This window comes from Mesorhizobium sp. M0293, assembly GCF_040321735.1.
In the GTDB taxonomy this organism is placed as follows: Bacteria; Pseudomonadota; Alphaproteobacteria; order Rhizobiales; family Rhizobiaceae; genus Mesorhizobium.
On sequence record NZ_JAMYSA010000045.1, the window covers coordinates 1 to 20,082 of the forward strand.

Sequence of the window (20,082 nt, forward strand, 5' to 3'; positions counted from 1 at the left end):
ATCTCCCCCCTTGCGGGGGAGATGTCCGGCAGGACAGAGGGGGGTGCCTTGGCGCCCAACCTTGGCGGCGGTCGGAAGAACCAATCGATGCGCCCATCAACCCTGGACGCAGCCGGCAGCAGCCCGGCAATGGCCAGTGCCAGCGTGCTCTTGCCCGAGCCGCTTTCGCCGATGATGGCGAGGCGTTCGCCAGCGGCGATGTCGAGGCTGACGCTCTTCAGTGCCGCCACCTCGCTGCCGTCGCGGCGGTAAGTCACCGTCAGGTCGCGGATCGTAGCCAGGGCGGTCACGAAAGGCCTCTCCTGACTGCCGTCGTCTCGACGATGCCTTCACCAGCGAGATAGACGCCGAGCACGGTCAGAACCAACGCTATGCCCGGAACGATCGACAGGAAGGGTGCGGTGCGCAAAACAGTGCGGCCTTCGGCGATCATGCCGCCCCAGGTGACCCGGTTGGGGTCGCCCAAGCCGAGGAAGGACAAGGCCGCTTCGGTGAGGATCGCGGCGGCGACGATCACCGACGACATCGCCAGCACCGGCGGCAAGGCGTTGGGCAGCACCTCGCGAAAGGCGATCGCCAGCGGGTGCATGCCGATGACCCTGGCCCCGGCGACATAATCGCGTTCGCGGATGGAGAGGACTTCCGCGCGGGCCACTCTGGCAGGTCCGGTCCAGGTGCCGAGCGCGATGGCAATCGCGACGACGCCGAGCGACGGTCCGACGACGCTGACGAAGGCCAACGCCAGCAGGAAGCTCGGGACGGTCTGAAAGGCGTCGGTGACGCGCATCAGCACCTCGTCGACGAGGCCGCCGGCAAAACCGGCCAATGTGCCGACCACCGCGCCGACGACAAGTGCCGCCGCCGCGGCCGCGAGCCCGACGGCCAGCGACGTGCGGGCGCCAGGAAAAAGCGCGGCCAGCACGTCGCGGCCAAGCCGGTCGGTGCCGAGCGGCAGCGACCAGTCCTGGAACGGCGGCAGCAGTGCGGGGCCAGCGATGGCTTGGGGATCGCCTGGGAACAGCAGCGACGCCGACAGCGCCATGGCAATCAGCGCCGCGAGGAGGATGGCACCGGCAACCGCCTCAGGCGCGCGCAGAAAGCGGCGGAGCGGGCTCATGCGCGGGCCTCGCTCGCGCCGACGCGCGGATCGAGGAAGGCATAGGCGATGTCGACGAGAAGGTTGATGACAATGACCAGGACGGCGCTGGTGAGGATAATGCCAAGCAGAAGCGGCGTGTCGCGGGAGGCGACTGCCTCCTGCGCCAGCCGGCCGAGGCCGGGTACGGAAAAGACGCTCTCGATGACGACGCTGCCGCCGAGCATCTGCGCCGATTGCAGGCCGAGCATGGTGACCAGCGGCAGTAGTGCGTTGCGGGCGACGTGGGCGAGAACGATGCGCCGGCGGGATAGCCCCTTGGCGCGGGCGGCCAGGACGAAATCTTGCCGCCAGACCTCGGCCATGCCGGCGCGCATCATGCGCAGATAAAGCGCCAGATAGATGAAGCCGAGGGCAGAAACCGGCAAGACGAGATGGATGGCGATGTCGGCTGCACGGTCGAGCCCTGTCCTGTCCGAGGCCAGGGTTTCGATGCCGCCGATCGGCAGCCAGCGCAGGTCGACGGCAAAGACGACGATCAGCACCAGGCCGAGCCAGAAACCCGGCACGGCATAGAGCGCCAGAGAGCCGATCGACAGGAAGCGGTCACGGAAACTGCCCGGCCGTGCACCGGCATATATGCCAAGTGCCGAGCCAAGCCCGAAGGAGAGCGCGGTGGCGCTGACCATCAACAGCAGCGTGTTGGGCAGGCGCTCGAGGATGACGTCGCGGATCGGTCGGGAGAACGTCACCGACTGGCCGAGATCGAGATGCAGCAGCGCCCAGAGATAGTTGGCGAGCCGCGTCAGCTCCGACTGGTCGAGGCCCCAGCGATGGCGCAACAGCTCGATCATGCCGGCATCGCCGCCAGTCGAGACGATATAGGCATCGACCGCGTCGCCGGGGGCCGCTTCGAGCAGCAGGAAGGTGCCGACGACGACGATCAGCAGCACGAAGACGCTGCCGACGAGGCGACGGCGAAGGAGGGTGAGGGCGCGGGTCATGGGAGCGTCGAGGGGGCGCGACGATCAAAAGAAAGGTCGCGCGCGTACACCCCCCTTTGTCCTGCCGGACAGAGAGGGGCCTCGTAGAACGCAACCTCTACGATCATTCCGCGAACTCTCATCCGCGCAATTGTGTCACGATTCCAAATACGTGTCCGCCCAGTTCGACACCGCCCAACGCGGGTTGTTGGCAATATTCCCAACGGTGTCGCGGGCGACGCTGATAAAACTCCATTCGGCGACGTTGATCAGCGGCAGGTCGGCGGCCACCTCTTTCTGGAACTCCTTGTAGAGGTCGGTGCGGGCAGTGGTGTCGAGCGTCTCGGATGCCTTGGCGATGAGGGCATCGAGCGCGTCGTTCTTGTAGCCGCCCTGGTTGGAGAACGGCACGCCGTCGGGAATACCGCTCTGCACCAGGATGGTGGTGGAGATCGCCGGGTCGCCACGGAACACCGGCGGGCCGACGGCGAGATCGAAGGCATGATCGGTGTAGACGGCCTTGATGTGGGCGGCCGAGTCGTTGTTGACCAGCTCTGCGTCGATGCCGATGGCGGCCAGCGCCTGGCGCAGATAGTCGCCGAACTGCTTGGTCTCGTTGAAATAGGGCGCGGGCAAAAGCTTCAGCGAGAAGCGGTTGCCGTCGGCGCCTTTCTTGTAGCCGGCCTCGTCGAGCAGCGCGTTGGCCTTGGCGACGTCGAAGGCGTAGGTGGGAACGTCGGCGGTGTAGAATTGCGGATCGTTCTTCGGCACCGGGCCGGTGGCGGCGGCGGCATAGCCGAGGAACACCGTCTTGACGACGAAATCCTTGTCGATGGCATGCGCGATCGCCTGGCGCACCTTCAGGTCGGCGAGTTCCTTGCGGCGATGGTTGATCTCGACGACGAGCTGGTAGGTGAGCCCCTCATAGCCCTTGGAGATCACCTTCAGGCCCGGCACCTTGGAGATGCGGTCGAGATCGGCCAGCGGCACGGCGGAGAAGGCTGCAAGCTGGATCTCTCCAGCCTCCAGCGCGCTCGCCGCGGACGTGCGATCCGGCAGCACCTGGTAGATGATCTCGTCGAGATAGGGCTCGTCCTTGTCCCAGTAATCGGTGTTCTTCGTCAGCCGGTAGTACTGGCCGGCCTTGTACTCGCCGAATTTGAACGGCCCGGTGCCGATCGGCGCGTTGTTGGCCGGGTTGTCCTCGATCTTGCCGACCTCGTAAATGTGCTTTGGCACCACGCTGCTCAGCGCCGGCAGCGCGTTGCGGATCAATTGGAAGGGTGTCGGCTTGGCGAATTTGAATACGGCGGTGAGATCGTCCGGAGTTTCGACGCTGGCCAGATCCTTGAACACGGTGCGGCCAAGATTCTGCAGCGGCTTCCAGATCTGCAGCGCCGAGAAGGCGACGTCGGCCGAGGTGAATGGCTTGCCGTCATGCCACTTGACGCCGTCGCGCAGTTTGAACGTTGCCGAGAGCCCGTCGGCGGCACCTTCCCAGCTCAGTGCCAGCCGTGGCGCGAGCCCGTCCTTGCCGTCGAATGAGGCTTCGGCCAGCGTTTCCACGATCTTGCTGGAGATGAAGAAGACGCCGTTGGAGGCGACAATCGCCGGGTTGAGGTTGCGCGGCTCGGAATCGGCGGCAAGCACCAGCCGGCCACCCTTCTTCGGCGTCTGCGCCCAGCCTGATATCGGCATGGCGGTGGAGGCCAGCAGCATCGCCGAACCGGCAAGCATCGTGCGTCTCGAAATCGTGAAATCTGACATGATCGAACTCCGTCCTCTCCGCGACCCGACCGGGTGCGCCATACCCCTCGAACGCTGGCGAGCCGCCAGCATCCGCGGCGGCGATTATGAGCCTTGCCGAGGGTTTCGCCAGAGACGGAATTGGCGCATGCTCGCTTGGCTTTGAAATTTTCATCCGCTGGACCAGTTTGGAGGAAGCGGTTCTATCAGACCATTCTGGTAGGACCAGATTGACCTGATATGCGACGGATGACGACGTGGTGACGTCGAGTTGTGCTATTTCGCCTCTTTCTGGATGGACCAGCACGGGCAAAATGGTGCAGATTTGATCCAAAGCCAAGGGATCGGGAGCGGAACAGGCGGCGATCCGAGGCAATTCAGGGAGAGAGAGATGAACATTGCTCCGGGCAAGAATGCGGTCGGCAATATCCCGTTCGACCACGCAAGGGTCGACCGGTTGATGGAGGAGGCCGGCATCGATGTGCTGCTCGCCACCTCCAAGCACAACACGCAGTATCTGCTGGGCGGCTACAAGTTCATCTTCTTTGCCGCCATGGATGCGATCGGCCACAGCCGTTACCTGCCGATCGTCGTGTACGAAAAGGGCGGGCCGGACCATGCCGCCTATATCGGCAACCGCATGGAGGGCGGCGAGCATCAGAACAACCCGTTCTGGACGCCGACGCTGCACGCCGCCTGCTGGGGCACGCTCGATGCCGCCAATCTCGCGGTCGAACACCTACGGAAGATCGGCAAGACGGGTGCCCGCATCGGCATCGAGCCCGGCTTCCTGCCGTCGGACGCCTATACGCTGATCCGCAAGGCGTTGCCGGACGCCAAGCTGATCGATGCGACCGACATGCTGGAGCGCATGCGCGCCATCAAGACCGATGCCGAGTTGGAGAAGCTGCGCACCGCCTCTGAACTGATCACCGATTCCATGCTGGCGACCATCGCCTGGGCGCGCGAAGGCACGACCAAGAGCGAGATGATCGAGCGGCTGCGGCGCGAGGAAACCAATCGCGGTGCGCATTTCGAATATTGCCTGCTGACACTGGGCTCCAGCCACAACCGCGCCGCCTCGCCGCAAGCGTGGAAGAAGGGCGAGGTGCTGTCGATCGATTCCGGCGGCAATTATCACGGCTATATCGGCGACCTCTGCCGCATGGGCATTCTCGGCGAACCGGATGCCGAACTCGAAGATCTGCTGGCCGAGGTCGAGACGGTGCAGCAGGCAGCCTTTTCAAAGGTCAAGGCAGGCACGCTGGGCGGCGACATGATTTCGCATGCCGAGGGTGTGCTGAAAGCGTCGAAGGTCGCGGCCTATACGGACTTCTTCGCCCATGGCATGGGCCTGATCACGCACGAGGCACCGTTCCTGATGACCAACCACCCGGTGACCTATGAGGGCACCTATGCGGCAAAGCCGCTGGAGAAGAACATGGTGCTGTCGGTCGAGACGACCATGCTCCACCCGACGCGCGGCTTCATCAAGCTGGAGGACACGCTAGCGGTGACGGATGCTGGTTATGTGATGTTCGGGGATCGGGGCAGGGGGTGGAACAGGGGTGGGGCGTAATGGATGCTGGTTTGACCGCCTGAGCATTCACTAAGATGGATCAGGAACCGCCAAGGCAAGTCTTTCTCGACGCATGTAGCGAGATTTCTTCTCGGCTTGAACTTGGATTTCGCTTTGCAAAAAGCGGTCCTCATGCAAGTCGCCGAGTTGGCGACTGGACATTCAAAATTTCCTTTCAGTCAAACTATCTGAATACCGGTGGCGAGTTTGTCGAACTCGTCGTGCATGCGTCGGTCTACAACAAGGCAATAAGGGAATGGGATGAACGCAACGGTTGGCCGGCCAACGCCAGCGATTGGATAGCCGGAGGAGGGCTCGGCAATCTGCGAACCCCGCATCACTGGCGGACATGGAACATCGCAAACCTGCTTACTCGTCAGGCTGAAATCGAGAACATCGTTGCCAACGTTCAGACGACAGTCCTGCCTTTCTTTGAGCGTTTTGGTGCCCCACGCAAACTGGCTGAACAACTCGCGCATTCTGAAATCCCAGGTTTCATGTTCCCACAAAATGCTGTTCGATTTGTATTCTGGCAGCTTGGTCCAGAGGCAGCGGAAAACTGTATGTCCTATTGGGTCGCGCGCCTACTTTCACCGGATGTCTTCCGATCTGAGCGCGACGTCCCCACCCTGCCGGATAGGCTCGCTGCTGGGAGCGATGCCAACAACCTAGCAAGGGTCGCTCGTGCGATGAAGATTGGCCTCAGCCTCTGACGTTAGTCCTGCTCCGCCGGAATCAGCCTGAAATCCGGCAGCTCGCGCAGGACCAGCTCCGGGCCGGCCGGCGAATAGACGACGAAGAGCTGCATCGGTCCGTCGCCGGTATTGAGCGTCGAATGAAAGCGGCTTTCCGGCACATAGATGGTGCAGCCGGGGCCGACTTTTTCGACCACCGGATTGCCCTTCTCGTCCTCGACCATCTGCTCACCATGGCCTGATATGACGAAGATGATTTCCTCCGCACCCGGATGGTTGTGGCGCGTATGGCCCTTGCCGGATGGCAGGTCGACGACGCCGCCGGAAAAGCGCGTTGCTCCGTTCACTTCCGGAGCGACCGTCAGCGCCAGTCTGCCCCAGTCGAAGCCGAAGGCACTGACATCCTTCGGGTAGACAAACACCTTGCTCTTGTCGGTCATCTCATCACCCCTTCTTTTTTCTTCGTATTCCCGTCGCCGCCAAGCGTCACGGCCTTGAAATCCGCCGTCTGTCTTGCGATCGCCGCCTCGGCCGGCAGCCGTTCCATCGAGCTGGCGCCATAGAAGCCATGCAGGCCCTTGCAGCGGTCGAGAATGTAGCGGGCGTCGTCCGGCATCGAGATTGGGCCGCCATGGCAAAGCAGGATGATATCCTTGCGCACCGAGCGCGCCGCATTGGCGATGGCGTCGATCTCTACGACGCAATCATCAAGCGACTTGGCTGATGTGGCGCCGATCGAGCCGCCGGTGGTCACGCCCATATGGGCGACGACGATGTCGGCTCCGGCCTTGGTCATGGCGCGGGCCTCGTCCGGGTTGAAAACATAGGGCGTGGTCAACAGGTCGAGCTTGTGCGCCTCGGCGATCATGTCGACCTCGAGCCCGAAGCCCATGCCGGTCTCCTCGAAGCTTTGCCGCATCTGGCCGTCGAACAGGCCGATGGTCGGAAAATTCTGCACGCCGGAAAAGCCCATGGTCTTCAGCTCGGCCAAGAGCAGCGGCATGATGACGAAGGGATCGGTGCCGTTGACGCCGGCCAGCACCGGCGTCTTCTTGACCACCGGCAGCACCTCGTAGGCCATCTCCTTGACGATCTCGTTGGCATTGCCATAGGCGAGCAGGCCGGCGGCCGAGCCGCGGCCGGCCATGCGGTAGCGGCCGGAATTGTAGATGATGATGAGGTCGATGCCGCCGGCCTCCTCGGCCTTGGCCGACAGGCCGGTACCGGCGCCGCCGCCGACGATCGGCACGCCCTTGTCGATCATTCCCCTGAATCTCTTCAGTATGTCCTTGCGCGGTATGGCGGGCATGATTTGGATCTCACTGTCTGGCGATGTCGAGGAAGGCTGATGTTGCCGCCTTGGCGAATTCAGGGTCGTTGATGTGCAGCGGCAGGCGTGTGACGCGACGTCTGCCATTCGGCTTGATGGTGCGCTCGACGGCTTCGAACAGGACGGCGTCGGCTTCCGGATCAAAGAAGGCGCCGCCTTCGATGTCGAGCGCCGAGACGCCCTTTTCAGGGATGAGGAAATGCACCGGCCCCTCGCAGCGGGCGAGCCTGCCGCCGATCCATTCGCCGATCGCGCGGCATTCCTGCGCCGTGGTGCGCATCAGCGTGACGTTGGGATTGTGTTCGTAGAACAGTCGACCGCGATAGCGCTCCGGAATGGTCGAAGGCGCCCAGAAATTCACCATGTCGAGCGCGCCGACCGAACCGACATAGGGCAGCCCGGTGCGGGCGATCGCTCCGAAACGATCCTCCGTCGCCGGCAGCACGCCGCCAAACAAGAGATCGCAGACTTCCGTGGTGGTGATGTCGACGACGCCGGACAGCAGGCCGCTGTCTGCCAGCTTCTCCATGCTGCGACCGCCGGTGCCGGTGGCGTGGAAGACCATGCAGTCATATCTAGAACGAAGCTGGTCGGCGATCGCGGTCACGCAAGGGGTGGTGACGCCGAACATGGTGAGGCCGATCGACGGCTTGCCGTCGGGCGGTGGCGCCGGCGTTGCCGCCATGCCCGATATCGCCTGGGCGGCATTGTGCAGGATGACGCGGGACAGCCGGTTTAGTCCGGCCATGTCGGTCACCGCAGGCATCATGATGATGTCGGAAACGTCGACGTAAGGCGCGGTATCGCCGGAGGCGAGCGTCGAAACCATGATTTTGGGCAGGCCGAGCGGCAGGGCACGCATGCCCGACGTGATGATCGAGGTGCCGCCGCCACCGCCAATGCCGATCATGGCGGCAATATCGTTTCGCGATTGGGCAAAGCGGGCAAAGGCGATGCCCATCGCGGCGACCGCGGCGCCACGGTCATTGCCGCCGAGCACGGCGTCGCGGCCGTCGGGATGATGGCGGGCAATTTCCTTTGCGGTGATGTCGACGGGGATAGTTGCTTCGCGCGTTCCGACATCGACGCGGGACACGGCGGCACCGGTGGCGGCGATCGCATCGGCCAGGAAGGCGAGTTCCTCACCCTTGGTGTCGGCGGTGCCCACCGCATAGATGCGCTTCATCGCGTTTCCCCGCCGGCTGCTTGCCCGACCTTCCGGCAAGCGAAGGCCATTGCAAATTTGTGAGACGCGCGTATCGTATTGATATGGATGTCTCACGTCAACAATCCACAGCGAGCGACAGCACTGAGCTGGGAAACGGCCAGGCGATAGAGCGCGGGCCGCGCGCGCGTACGAAACGACTGATGCTGGAGACGGCGACGAGGCTGATGCAGGCGGGCGTCACGCCGTCGGTCAGCGAGATCGCCGAGGCGGCACAGGTTTCCCGTGCCACTGCCTACCGGTATTTCCCAAGCCAGGCGGCACTGGTGCAAGCGGTAGTCGACGAGGGGCTAGGGCCGATCCTCACCTGGCAATCGACCTCCGCGGATGCGGAGCGCCGGGTCGCCGAGCTGTTCGACACGGCCATGCCGCGCATCGAGGCTTTCGAAGCGACGTTCAAGGCGGCGCTGAAGCTGTCGCTCGATCAGTGGGCGCGGCGGCAGGCCGGCACGCTGGACGGCGAGCCGGCTTTCACGCGTGGTCACCGCATCGACTTGCTGAAAGAGGCGATCGCGCCGCTCAAGGGCCGTTTGCCGCCGCGCGACTTCAAGCGGCTGGCGCAGGCGCTGTCGCTGATGTTCGGCGTCGAGGTGCTGATCGTGCTCAAGGATATCTGGGGACTGGACAGTCGCCGGACGATGTCGGTCGCGCAATGGGCGGCCGGGGCGCTGGTGCGTGCGGCGGTCGCGGAATCGATCGGTGAGGGAGACAGCATCGATCCGCGGCAATCGTGAAATAGCTCTATCTGGTTCGACCAGATTTGCATGCCGACTATCGATATTAACCGCAGTGCGGGGTGCCGGGCAATGCCTGTTTGTATCACTGAGTAGGAAAATCTTGGTAAAACAGGCAGATAAAGCCGAAATCCGATAGCAAAGCGCAAGTCGAACTGCCAAGAAAGGGCTTGACGTGCATGCAAAATTGGTAATACCAGATTAGATCAGAAAAGCGGATCGAAAGTGAGGGCTGCGATCCATTTTCCGGCAGGGCGAGGAGGCCCAGAACCGGAAAGGTGCGATCACGGGAGGGACTACCAGGGCCGGCCCCGTTGCCGGCTCGCATGACAAGGTAGAATGCGCACAAGGGAGGAAATCATTATGCGCAAGTTAGTGACCAGCGTACTTGCTGGTATCGGCTTAACGCTTGCCTGCGGGACATCCGTCTACGCGCAGGAAAAGTCACTCACCATCTTCTGGGCCGAATGGGATCCGGCCAATTATCTGCAGGAACTCGGCAACGAGTACGAGAAAGAAACCGGCGTTAAGATCACTGTGGAGACCACGCCCTGGCCAGACTTCCAGACCAAGGCCTTCACCGAGTTCAACGCCCATGGCGACGCCTATGATATGGTCGTCGGCGACTCGCAATGGCTCGGTGCCGGCTCGACCGGTGGCCATTATGTCGACCTGACCGACTTCTTTAACAAGCACAAGGTCGGCGACGTGATGGCACCGGCGACGGTGAAGTACTACGCCGAATATCCGGGCGGCAGCAGCAAATACTGGGCCATCCCGCTTGAAGGCGACGCCGTCGGCTGGTCCTATCGCAAGGACTGGTTCGAGGATCCGAAGGAAAAGGAAGCCTTCAAGGCCAAGTATGGTTACGATCTCGACGTGCCGAAGGATTTCAAGGCGCTGCGCGACATCGCCGAGTTCTTCTACCGGCCGGACCAAAAGAAATACGGCATCGCCATCTACACCGACAATTCCTACGACGCGATGGCGATGGGCTTCGAGAACGCGCTGTTCTCCTACGGTGGCGAACTGGGTGATTATTCGACCTACAAGGTCGATGGCTTCATCAACTCCGACAAGGCGGTCGCAGCGCTCGACGCCTACAAGGAGCTTTACAAGTTCACGCCTCCAGGCTGGGCCAAGTCGTTCTTCGTCGAAGACAACCAGGCGATCACCGAAGGCCTGGCCGCGATGAGCATGAACTACTTTGCGTTCTTCCCGTCGCTGATCAACGAAGCGTCGAACCCGAACGCCAAGAACACCGGCTTCTTCGCCAATCCTCCCGGCCCGAACGGCGACCAGTTCGCCGCACTCGGTGGGCAAGGCATCTCGATCGTGTCCTACTCGCAGAAGCAGGAAGAGGCGACGAAGTTCCTTGAATGGTTCATCAAGGACGAGACCCAGAAGAAGTGGGCGGCACTTGGCGGTTACACCTGCAGTGCTGCCGTGCTGAAGTCGCCTGAATTCCAGAACGCCACACCCTACAACAAGGCCTTCTATGAGACCATGTTCAAGGTGAAGGATTTCTGGGCGGTGCCGGAATATGCCGAACTGCTGCAGCAGCTCAACCAGCGCGTCTATCCCTACATGATCGGCGGCGAAGGCACCGCCAAGGAAACGCTGGACGCTTTGGCGTCCGACTGGAACGCGACTTTCAAGAAGTACGGCCGCGGTCAGTAACTATCATAGCTCACGGAGGGGGCGTTGGTGCCTCCTCCGTTTCCTTTTCTGCAAACGGGAGCAGGGTCTTGGCGACCACGATGATCACAACGCTCGACAGGTCTTCAAGGGCGGCCGTGCGCGGCCTTAGCGACATTTCGATCCGCAACCTCTTCATCATTCCGACGGTCCTGTTCCTGATCGTCTTCAACATCTTTCCGCTGATCTACTCGCTCGGCTATTCCTTCACCGACTTTCGCGCGTCGACCAATGCGCCGGCGAATTTCGTCGGGCTGCAGAACTATCGCGATCTGCTCAACGATCCCTATGTCTGGTCCAACTTCGCCATCACCGCGAAGTACGTCATCATCTCGGTCGCTGGGCAGCTGTTCGTCGGCTTCGGCGTGGCGATGCTGCTCAATCGCGACATTCCGCTGAAGGGACTGCTGACGACGCTGCTGCTCTTGCCGATGATGCTGTCGATGGCCGTCGTTGGCCTGTTCTGGAAGCTGCTCTACGATCCTTCCTTCGGCATCATCAACTATGCGCTTGGCGTCGGCACCTTCGAATGGCTGTCGGACCCGAAGATGGCGCTCTACGCCGTTGCGCTGACCGACATCTGGATGTGGTCACCCTTCGTCATGCTGTTGTCGCTGGCCGGCCTGTCGGCGGTGCCGAAGCATCTCTACGAAGCCGCCGCGATCGATCGCGCCGGACCGTTCTACACCTTCTTTCGCATCACGCTGCCGCTGGTCGCGCCGATCCTGATGATCGCGGTCATCTTCCGCACCATGGAGGCATTCAAGACCTTCGATCTCGCCTACATCCTGACCAGTCAGCCGACGGCCGAACTGATTTCGATCCGGCTTTACAAGATGGCATTCCAGGAATGGCAGACCGGGCGCTCCTGCGCGCTCGCCTACATCGTGCTGATCATGGTGCTGGCCATCACCAACATCTATGTCAAATACCTCAACAAGGTGAAGGAGCGCTGAGATGGCTGCCGTCCGCACTTCTTCCGAAATCGGCTTCAACCGTGTCGCCATCGTCGCCGTCCTGTTGGTGACGATCATCTTCCTGGCGCCGATCTACTGGATTGCCTCGACGGCTTTCAAGCCGCGCAATCTGGCCACCACCATTCCGCCGACGGTCGTCTTCCAGCCGGAAATTTCGCCCTTCGTCAAGCTGTTCGCCAAGCGCTCTCAGATGCGCAACCCGGCGTCGCCGGAAGAGTACGCCGCAGCCCCGTGGTGGGAGCGTGTCGTTTTCGACGGTGGCGAGAAGATCGTGCGCGACGGCAAGGGCCAGGTGCAATGGTCGGGATATCCGAGCCGCTTCCTGAACTCGTTGATCGTGGCCATAACCTCGACGGTGCTGGCGGTCGGCATGGGCACCTTCACCGCCTACGGCTTCTCGCGCTTCAAGGTGAAAGGGGAGGCGGACCTGCTCTTCTTCATCCTGTCGACGCGGATGCTCCCGCCGGTGGTCGTCGCTATTCCAATGTTCCTGATGTACCGGGTGGTCGGGCTCAACGATACCCATGTCGGCCTGATCATTCTCTACACCGCCTTCAACCTGTCCTTCTCGGTGTGGCTGATGAAGGGCTTCATGGACGAGATTCCGAAAGAGTATGAAGAGGCAGCCCTCGTCGATGGGTACACGCGCATGGAGGCATTCTTCAAGATCGTACTGCCCGAGGCCGCGACCGGCATCGCCGCTACCGCCGTCTTCTGCTTCATCACGGCATGGAACGAATATGCCTTCGCACTGATCATGACCAGCCGCCGTGCCCAGACAGCACCGCCGTTCATCCCCAGCCAGGTCGGCTCCGGTCTGCCGGACTGGTCGGTGATTGCCGCTGGAACCTTCTTATTCCTGCTGCCGGTCGCCATCTTCACCTTCCTGCTCCGCAACCATCTGTTGCGCGGCATGTCCTTCGGAGCGATCCGTAAATGAGCTTTCGCGCCATCAATCAGAAATATCTGGAGCCCGGCAGCCAGGTGCTGATGGTGCTCGGCATCATCGCTCTGTGCCAACCCTGGAACATGCTGCTGCACACCTATGGCCTGACCATCATCCTGATCGGGTTGATCGGCTTCAACGTCACGTCGAAGATCGCGCCGGAAGAAGAGGCCGGCACCGGCCAGGTGCGAAATCCGGGAGCACAGCATTGACCCAGATCGAGCTTCGCGGCGTCCAGAAATTCTTCGGCGCCGTCCAGGTCATCAAGGACCTCAACCTGAAGATCAGCGACAACGAGTTCATCGTTCTGCTCGGCCAGTCGGGCTGCGGCAAGACGACGACGCTGCGCGCCATCGCCGGACTGGAAACGATCGACGAGGGCGACATCCTCATCGACGGCAAACCGATCCAGCATCTGAAGGCCGCCGACCGTGACATCGCCATGGTCTTCCAGTCGTTCTCGCTCTACCCGCATATGAGCGTCTACGAGAACATCGCCTTCCCTTTGCGCGCAACGCGCAAGAGCAAGGCGGAGATCGACTCGGAAGTGCGCTCGGTCGCCAAGACCCTGCAGATCCTGGACCTGCTCGACAAGAAGCCGTCGGCGCTTTCGGGCGGGGACATGCAGCGTGTGGCCATCGGCCGGGCGCTGGTGCGGCGGCCGAAAGCGATGCTGATGGACGAACCGATCGGTGCGCTCGACGCCAAGCTGCGCGAGGAGATGCGCGCCGAGATCAAGCGGCTGCACATCAAGCAGGGCTCGACCACCATCTATGTCACGCACGACCAGATTGAGGCGATGAGCCTCGCCGACCGCATCGTCATCATGCATGAAGGCGTGCTGCAGCAGGTCGGCTCGCCGGACGAGGTCTATTCGCACCCGGCAAACCTGTTCGTGGCGCAATTCGTCGGCAGTCCGGTGATGAATGTCGCCGATGCGGCGGTGGCAGAGACTGCATCCTCGGTCTCGGTGACGGTCGGTGGGGCTGCCGCCGGCTTCGAGTTTCCGCGGGCGCTGCTGTCGAAGCTCAACGGTCATGCCGGCGGTCAGCTGGCGCTCGGCATCCGGCCGGAAGGTGTCCTGATCCGGCACGATGCGGCCGAGGGGTTCCTGCCGGTCGAGACGCAGATCGTCGAGCCGCTCGGCTCCTTCGACATCGTCGACCTCAAGGTCGGCTCCAAGATGCTGCGCGCACGTACCAAGAGCGGCTTCGTCAGCGGGCCCGGCGAGAAGGTGTTCGCCAGAATCGATCCGGCCCAGGCGCATTTCTTCGACACGGCAAGCGGCAAGTCGCTGGAAGTGAGATTGTGATGGCCCATATCCAGCTCAAGAATATCTCAAAGACCTTCGGCAACCACACCGCCTTGACCGGGCTCGATCTCGACATCGCCGATGGCGAGTTCTTCGTACTGCTCGGCGAAACCGGCGCCGGCAAGACGACGACGCTGCGGCTGATCGCCGGGCTGGAAAAGCCGAGCGAAGGCCAGGTCTTCATCGACGGTGTCGACGTTGCCGACTGGGGTGCGGCTGAGCGCGACGTGGCGCTGGTGCTGCAGCAATACTCGCTCTATCCGCGCTATACGGTGCGCGAGAATCTCGAATTCCCGCTGAAGCCGAAGATCCGCCGGCTGCCCGATGCCGAGATCAAGGATCGCGTCGACCGTGCCGCCCGCACGCTGCGGATCGAGCATCTGCTTGACCGCAAGACCGACCGTCTTTCGGGCGGCGAGATGCAGCGCGTATCGATCGGCCGCGCCATCGTGCGCAAGCCGCGTGTGTTCCTGATGGACGAGCCGCTGTCGGCGCTCGACGCCAAGCTGCGCGAGGCGTTGCGCACGGAACTGAAGAACCTGCAGATGCAGCTCGGCGCCACCTTCCTGTTCGTCACCCACGACCAGATCGAGGCGATGTCGATGGGCGACAAAGTCGGCGTGCTCAACCATGGCCGCATCGTCCAGACCGGCACACCGCACGAGATCTACAACAATCCGCGCGACACCTACGTGGCGAGCTTCGTCGGTTCACCGCCGATGAACCTCATCGACGGCAAGCTTGTGAACGGCCGCGCGGTGATGGCGCCGCTGAACTTCGAACTGCCTTTTTCGGGGGGTGCCAAGACTTTTGGAGGGCTAAAGGCGGGTGCGGCAACCGACGGTCGTCCGCTCGTCTTCGGCATTCGTCCCGAGGACGTCTATCTCGAGAGCGGCGCGCCGGTCGAGGCGCGTGTCCATGACGTCGAGAACCACGGCGTCGAAAAGATCCTGACGCTGCGCGTCGGCGACGCGACACTGCGTGCCACCGTGCCGGCCAGGACCGACGTCGCCATCGAGCAGGCGGTGCGCTTTGCCTGGAACCCAGACAAGGTGGTGCTGTTCGACAAGGGCAGCGGCATCAGCCTGCGGCACGCCGGGTAAATGCACCGCTTCTCAGCCCAGGCAAGCACGCGGCACAAGCATCGGCTCAGCTGGCTTGGCGGATATCCGCCTGTTCCTCGGCCCGCAGATGGCTGGGCGCCGAGCCGATGACGCGCTTGAAGGCACGGCTGAAGGCGGCATCCGATTCATAGCCGAGACGCGCGGCAACGACGGAGATCTTCATCCTGTCGCGGACCAGCCACTGTCTCGCCTGATGCATTCTGACCTGGGTGACATATTTCGCCGGCGTTTCGCCGACGATGGTGGCGAAGCGCTCGGCAAATCCCGATCGCGAGGCGCCCATCATCCGGGCCAGCGACTCCACCGTCCAGTCGTGGTTCGGCTCAAGATGGATGGCGGCCAGCACGCGGCCGATTTCGTGGTCCCTGACCGCGGCGATCCAGCCGGACGAGTCGCCGCAGCCGCGTTCGACCCATGAGCGGATGACGGTGGCGGCAAGCACGTCGGCCAGCCGCGCCAGGATGCCGCCGGAGCCGACACGCTCCATCGTCACTTCACGCGCCATCGACTCCAGCAGATGCGGAATGCCGGGCTCGTAGGCCTCCAGCTCATGCGTGCGCATCACATCCGGCATCATGCCGAGCAGGGGATGCAGGCCGTCGAGATTGAAGTACATGCTGGCGCAAAACAGCAGGGTTCCCGGCCGGCAACATTCCGACATGCCCTCGTTCGACATGCAGTAGACGTCCTTGCAGACCTCCTCGACTTCGTAGCCGTGGATCGGCCAGGCCTGGGCGCCGGGCTCGCTGGCCAGCACATGCGCCGCACCGCGCGGCAGCAACACCGCGTCGCCGGTCTTAAGCTCTACCCACTCGCCGGATGGCTGCTTTAGCCAGCAACCTCTGCGGCCGACGAAATGAAACCGCGCCGCCGGCTGCGCTGGGAACTGGATACCCCAGGGCTCCTTAAGTTCGAAGCGGCCATACTCGACGCCATCGAGCCGCAAGCCGCGCAAGATGTCCGTCAACGGGTCGCCGGTGATTGGAATTTTGGACGAATGGTCAAGCATGATGGGGTTTCTAGCATGGAAACTCCAGGTGGTCACTCCCTATGTTGCGTTGCAGCCAAATGCTGCGCTGCAAACAAATCGGAGACTGACCATGGCCGAACCCGCGACAGGCGTCATCGACACCACACTTTTGAACCCTGCAGACTCCGACGAACGAGCCGAACCGGCCTGGGGTGCCGTGGTCTCGCTGGCACTAGCCGTTTTTGGGCTCGTCACCGCGGAATTCTTGCCCGCCAGCCTGCTGACGCCGATGGCGCGCGACCTCGGCGTCAGCGAAGGCGTGGCCGGACAAGCGGTGACCGCGACCGCGATCGTTGGCGCCATTGCCGCCCCCACCATGGCGATCATCACCAGGCGTATGGACCGCAGGCTGGTGATGTGGATGCTGACGGTGTTCCTGATCCTGTCCAACCTTCTGGCCACTTTTGCCTCATCCCTGCCCGTGCTTCTGCTTGCCCGCGTCGTGCTCGGCGTTGCGCTCGGCGGCTTCTGGGCAATGTCGGCCGCCATGGCGCTGAGATTGGTGCCGATGCGGCTGATGCCGCGAGCCATGTCGATCATCCTGACCGGCGTTTCCCTGGCGACCGTCTGCGCGGCGCCGGTCGGCGCCTATGTCGGTGACATCTGGGGCTGGCGCACGGCCTTCATGATCGCGACTCTCGTTGCCGCCCTGGCGCTGCTGGTGCAACTGGCCACCATTCCGAAATTGCCGCCCGTGGGCGTAGCGAGCTTCCGCACCTTGCTGGGCGTGCTGGAGCGCCCCTCCATCAGGATCGCACTGCTCGTCGTGCTGCTGGTCGCCTCGGGACACTTTGCCGGCTTCACCTATGTCCGTCCCTTCCTCGAGAAGGTGCCTGTGCTCGACATCGAGACGATCTCGCTGGTGCTGCTGGCCTACGGCATTGGCGGCTTCTTCGGCAATGTCGCCGGTGGCATTCTGGCCGAACGCAGCCTCAAGGCAGCCGTCGCTCTGGCGCCCTTGCTGATTGCGCTGGCCGCCGCCTCGATGCTGGTTTTCGGAGCTTCGCCCACAATCGCCGCCGCTGCCGTTGCGGTCTGGGGCTTTGCCTTCGGCGCGGTTCCGGTCGGGCTGCAGAGCTGGCTGGTGCGGGCTGCTCCGACCAGGCCGAAAGCGCCGGAGGGCTGATGGTGGCGACCTTCCAGGTGGCGATTGCGCTCGGCGCCGTCTTCGGCGGCCTGCTGGTCGACCATGCCGGCGTGGCCAGCGCCTTTGTCTATTGCGGCGCAGCGACACTGCTGGCGGCCCTCGTGGTGTTCCTGCGCGGCCCGAAGCGGGCCGAGTAGCCTGCCCATTGGCAGGACTAAGCTTCCCCTGACACAGCGCATCGGCCCGGGAACCGTCACGGTTTTCGGGCCGCTGCCGCTACGATGGCAGTGATGAAGCTGCCCTCGACATAGGCCACCATCGGCCGGCTCAGGCGGCGCGCCCGTCGAAGTCGAAAATCGCCAAGGTGGACGGGTCGAGATCGGCGACGCAGTTGAGGTTGATATAGGCGCTGCGTTCAGCGCCTTCGCGAACATCTTCCGCGAAGGGATGGATGCCGCAGGCCCGGCAGAAGCGGTGCGCGATGGCATGGTTGCCGAATGTGTAAGTGCCGAGATCGTCGCCCCAGGCCAGGACCTGCAAGGTCCCGTGCGGGATGGCACACAACAGGGCGCCCTTGCGCGAGCAGATCGAGCAATTGCACCGCACGGCGCCGGTCAGTTCGGCCTCGAACTCGAAGGCGGCCTTGCCGCAGTGGCAGCTGCCTTTGTAGAGCATCGGATTTTCCTCGTATTCGACAGGGTGCAAAACCGCCTGCGCCGGGTTAAGTCTCGGCAAGCCATGTCCCAAGGACGTTCAAGGCGTCTGGAGTCCGACACCGAAAATGCAATCAGTCCGTGATCAACTGGAAATTATCCTTGCGCGCCTTGCCGCCCGTGCCGGTGAAGAGCGCGTGTTCACGAAGCTCTATACCGAAGCCGCACGGGCCGCGGCTGATGCCAGCGATGCCCGCAAGCGGGCAGGGGTGAAGCTCGGACCACTCGACGGCACTATTGTCTCGATCAAGGATCTGTTCGATGTCACCGGTGAACCAACCACGGCCGGTTCGCTGATGCGCAGGACCGCCGCGCCCGCCTCGCACGATGCCGCCATTGTCAGTCGGCTGCGGCAGGCTGGCGCGGTCATCATCGGCAAGACCAACATGACCGAATTTGCCTTCACCGCGATCGGCGACAACCAGCACTTTGGCACGCCCGGCAATGCCGTGGACGCCATTCGCATTCCGGGCGGCTCATCTTCTGGCGCCGGCGTTTCGGTCGGCGAGGCGACGAGCGAAATATCCATCGGTTCCGATACCGGCGGTTCGATACGCATTCCGGCTTCGCTCAATGGCGTCGTCGGCTTCAAGCCTACAGCGCGACGTTTGCCGCTCGCCGGCGCGTTCCCACTGTCCGCCACGCTGGACTCGATCGGTCCGCTTGCCCGGACCGTCGCCCAGTGTGCTGCTGCCGATGCTGTGATGGCCGGCGAGGTGCCGACCGCGCTGGCGCCGATTGCCCTTGCAGGGCTTCGAATTGGCATCCCGCGCGGTGTTCTTTTCGAGGAGACGGAAGGTGAGGTCGCTGAGGCGTTCGAGCGCTGTATCGGCAAGGCCGAACGGGCCGGCGCGCGGGTCGCGGAGATGTCGATCGATGATCTGCTTGCCGACATGCACGCGGCGACCAAGCGTGGTTCGATCGCCGCGATGGAAGGGGCCGAAGTGCATGCCGACTGGCTGGCGACGGGAGCCTCGGTGCCGGTCGACCCGCATGTCAGCGGGCCTTTGGCGCGGGCAGCAATGCTGCCTACGCCGGTCTATATCAGGGCGATACGCCGCCGTGCTGCACTCGCTGCCGCCATGGATGAGCGGCTGGCATCGGTCGATGTGCTGGTCTTGCCGACCACACCTGTGATGGCGCCGACCATCGTTTCGCTGACTGAAGATGCCGAGTTGCGCGACCGCATCGAAGGCCTGCTGCTGCGCAACACGCAGGTCGCCAACCAGTTCGATCTTTGTGCAATTTCGCTGCCGATGCCAGGCACGGCACTGCCTGCCGGATTGATGCTGGTGGCGCGCAACGGGCATGACCGGCGCCTGCTGCGGATTGCTGCTGAAATTGAGTCGCTGCTTGGCTCGTGACCGGGGCTGGACCGACGATCAGTGCGACGAACAGTGCCTGCGTTCGCTATCCTTGGCGGTCCGTACGATGCGGGTCGCGACCAGCCAGGGAAGGTTGTATTCCTTGCCGGCAATGGTCTGGGTGCGGTGCTCGATCGATCCCCTGACAACGATCTTTCCGGCATAAAGCGCGTCGGAGAGATCTGTTATCGCCTTGTCGGCTTGGGGCAATCCACTGGGGTCGATCGACACGTCCTTGATGATCGTGCCGGTGCCAAGGTCGAGCGCGCTGTTCGATGGGCAGGGCGCCTTGAAGCAGCGCAGCCCGTTGTCGCAATAGACATAACTGCTCTGGGCCTCAGCAATTGACGGCAAGGCGCAGAGCGAAGATGCGGCAACAGTCAGACATTTGAGGCGAAGACCGAACATGGTGCTCAACGTCGCGGAGAATTGGGGCGAAACCG

20 protein-coding genes and 1 pseudogene are annotated in these 20,082 nt (G+C 62.9%); 11 read left to right on the plus strand and 10 right to left on the minus strand.

Features of this window, described 5'->3' with window-relative positions; translation table 11 throughout:
* The 4 genes from NKJ06_RS18155 to NKJ06_RS18170 all read right to left on the minus strand — a co-directional run.
* Positions 1-290: ATP-binding cassette domain-containing protein (locus NKJ06_RS18155; RefSeq protein ID WP_352810343.1), on the minus strand; the 290-nt coding region annotated here is incomplete at its 3' end.
* Positions 287-1,117: an ABC transporter permease gene (locus tag NKJ06_RS18160; protein WP_352810344.1), complete on the minus strand. Its 831-nt coding sequence runs from the start codon at positions 1,115-1,117 to the stop codon at positions 287-289. The genes NKJ06_RS18155 and NKJ06_RS18160, both read right to left, overlap by 4 nt.
* On the minus strand, positions 1,114-2,100 hold the full coding sequence (locus NKJ06_RS18165; RefSeq protein WP_352631809.1) for an ABC transporter permease: 987 nt from the start codon (positions 2,098-2,100) through the stop codon (positions 1,114-1,116). The genes NKJ06_RS18160 and NKJ06_RS18165 overlap by 4 nt, the downstream gene beginning before the upstream one ends.
* A gap of 135 nt (positions 2,101-2,235) precedes the next feature.
* Positions 2,236-3,846, minus strand: coding sequence for an ABC transporter substrate-binding protein (locus NKJ06_RS18170; protein WP_352631811.1), 1,611 nt, complete (start codon positions 3,844-3,846; stop codon positions 2,236-2,238).
* 370 nt (positions 3,847-4,216) lie between these two features.
* On the opposite strand from NKJ06_RS18170, the gene NKJ06_RS18175 reads away from it, so the two are divergent.
* Positions 4,217-5,404 (plus strand): M24 family metallopeptidase, encoded by a 1,188-nt coding sequence (locus NKJ06_RS18175; protein ID WP_352631813.1) that lies wholly within the window; start codon positions 4,217-4,219, stop codon positions 5,402-5,404.
* Between the two features lie 35 nt (positions 5,405-5,439).
* A complete protein-coding gene (locus tag NKJ06_RS18180; RefSeq protein WP_352631815.1) occupies positions 5,440-6,117 on the plus strand; it encodes a DUF4304 domain-containing protein in 678 nt (225 codons plus the stop codon).
* A 2-nt stretch (positions 6,118-6,119) separates the two neighbouring features.
* Here NKJ06_RS18180 and NKJ06_RS18185 read toward each other — a convergent pair whose 3' ends face one another.
* From NKJ06_RS18185 to NKJ06_RS18195, 3 genes are read right to left on the minus strand one after another with little or no spacing between them, the layout of a single operon-like run.
* A complete protein-coding gene (locus tag NKJ06_RS18185; protein ID WP_352631817.1) occupies positions 6,120-6,539 on the minus strand; it encodes a cupin domain-containing protein in 420 nt (139 codons plus the stop codon).
* Positions 6,536-7,408, minus strand: a complete 873-nt coding sequence (locus tag NKJ06_RS18190) for a phosphoenolpyruvate hydrolase family protein (protein WP_352631819.1) — start codon at positions 7,406-7,408, stop codon at positions 6,536-6,538. The genes NKJ06_RS18185 and NKJ06_RS18190 overlap by 4 nt, the downstream gene beginning before the upstream one ends.
* A 10-nt stretch (positions 7,409-7,418) precedes the next feature.
* Positions 7,419-8,615: a Tm-1-like ATP-binding domain-containing protein gene (locus tag NKJ06_RS18195; RefSeq protein ID WP_352631821.1), complete on the minus strand. Its 1,197-nt coding sequence runs from the start codon at positions 8,613-8,615 to the stop codon at positions 7,419-7,421.
* Positions 8,616-8,698: 83 nt separating this feature from the next.
* Between NKJ06_RS18195 and NKJ06_RS18200 the strand changes: the two genes are divergently transcribed.
* The 7 genes from NKJ06_RS18200 to NKJ06_RS18230 all read left to right on the plus strand — a co-directional run bounded on the left by NKJ06_RS18200 (position 8,699) and on the right by NKJ06_RS18230 (position 15,424).
* The gene (locus NKJ06_RS18200) at positions 8,699-9,388 is read left to right on the plus strand and encodes a TetR/AcrR family transcriptional regulator (RefSeq protein ID WP_352631860.1); all 690 of its coding nucleotides are present in this window, start codon (positions 8,699-8,701) and stop codon (positions 9,386-9,388) included.
* A gap of 363 nt (positions 9,389-9,751) precedes the next feature.
* Positions 9,752-11,068, plus strand: a complete 1,317-nt coding sequence (locus NKJ06_RS18205; protein WP_352631823.1) for an ABC transporter substrate-binding protein — start codon at positions 9,752-9,754, stop codon at positions 11,066-11,068.
* Positions 11,069-11,136: 68 nt separating this feature from the next.
* Entirely contained in the window at positions 11,137-12,042 is a 906-nt protein-coding gene (locus NKJ06_RS18210; RefSeq protein ID WP_352810345.1) for a carbohydrate ABC transporter permease, read from the plus strand.
* A 1-nt stretch (position 12,043) separates the two neighbouring features.
* Positions 12,044-13,003 (plus strand): carbohydrate ABC transporter permease, encoded by a 960-nt coding sequence (locus tag NKJ06_RS18215; protein ID WP_352631827.1) that lies wholly within the window; start codon positions 12,044-12,046, stop codon positions 13,001-13,003.
* On the plus strand, positions 13,000-13,221 hold the full coding sequence (locus NKJ06_RS18220) for a hypothetical protein (protein ID WP_352631829.1): 222 nt from the start codon (positions 13,000-13,002) through the stop codon (positions 13,219-13,221). Before NKJ06_RS18215 ends, NKJ06_RS18220 begins: the two co-directional genes overlap by 4 nt.
* Positions 13,218-14,321, plus strand: a complete 1,104-nt coding sequence (locus tag NKJ06_RS18225) for an ABC transporter ATP-binding protein (protein WP_352810347.1) — start codon at positions 13,218-13,220, stop codon at positions 14,319-14,321. Before NKJ06_RS18220 ends, NKJ06_RS18225 begins: the two co-directional genes overlap by 4 nt.
* Positions 14,321-15,424 (plus strand): ABC transporter ATP-binding protein, encoded by a 1,104-nt coding sequence (locus NKJ06_RS18230; RefSeq protein WP_352631833.1) that lies wholly within the window; start codon positions 14,321-14,323, stop codon positions 15,422-15,424. Before NKJ06_RS18225 ends, NKJ06_RS18230 begins: the two co-directional genes overlap by 1 nt.
* A 46-nt stretch (positions 15,425-15,470) precedes the next feature.
* Here the strand turns inward: NKJ06_RS18230 and NKJ06_RS18235 are convergent, their stop codons facing one another.
* Entirely contained in the window at positions 15,471-16,454 is a 984-nt protein-coding gene (locus NKJ06_RS18235) for an AraC family transcriptional regulator (RefSeq protein ID WP_352631835.1), read from the minus strand.
* Positions 16,455-16,545: 91 nt separating this feature from the next.
* Between NKJ06_RS18235 and NKJ06_RS18240 the strand changes: the two are divergent.
* Positions 16,546-17,759: pseudogene (locus tag NKJ06_RS18240) on the plus strand (MFS transporter).
* Between the two features lie 130 nt (positions 17,760-17,889).
* Here the strand turns inward: NKJ06_RS18240 and NKJ06_RS18245 are convergent.
* Complete coding sequence (locus NKJ06_RS18245) at positions 17,890-18,237, minus strand: GFA family protein (protein WP_352631862.1); 348 nt, start codon at positions 18,235-18,237, stop codon at positions 17,890-17,892.
* 106 nt (positions 18,238-18,343) lie between these two features.
* On the opposite strand from NKJ06_RS18245, the gene NKJ06_RS18250 reads away from it, so the two are divergent.
* A complete protein-coding gene (locus tag NKJ06_RS18250; RefSeq protein WP_352631838.1) occupies positions 18,344-19,639 on the plus strand; it encodes an amidase in 1,296 nt (431 codons plus the stop codon).
* A gap of 18 nt (positions 19,640-19,657) precedes the next feature.
* Here NKJ06_RS18250 and NKJ06_RS18255 read toward each other — a convergent pair whose 3' ends face one another.
* Positions 19,658-20,047: a hypothetical protein gene (locus NKJ06_RS18255; protein ID WP_352631840.1), complete on the minus strand. Its 390-nt coding sequence runs from the start codon at positions 20,045-20,047 to the stop codon at positions 19,658-19,660.
* Positions 20,048-20,082 lie beyond the last annotated feature (35 nt).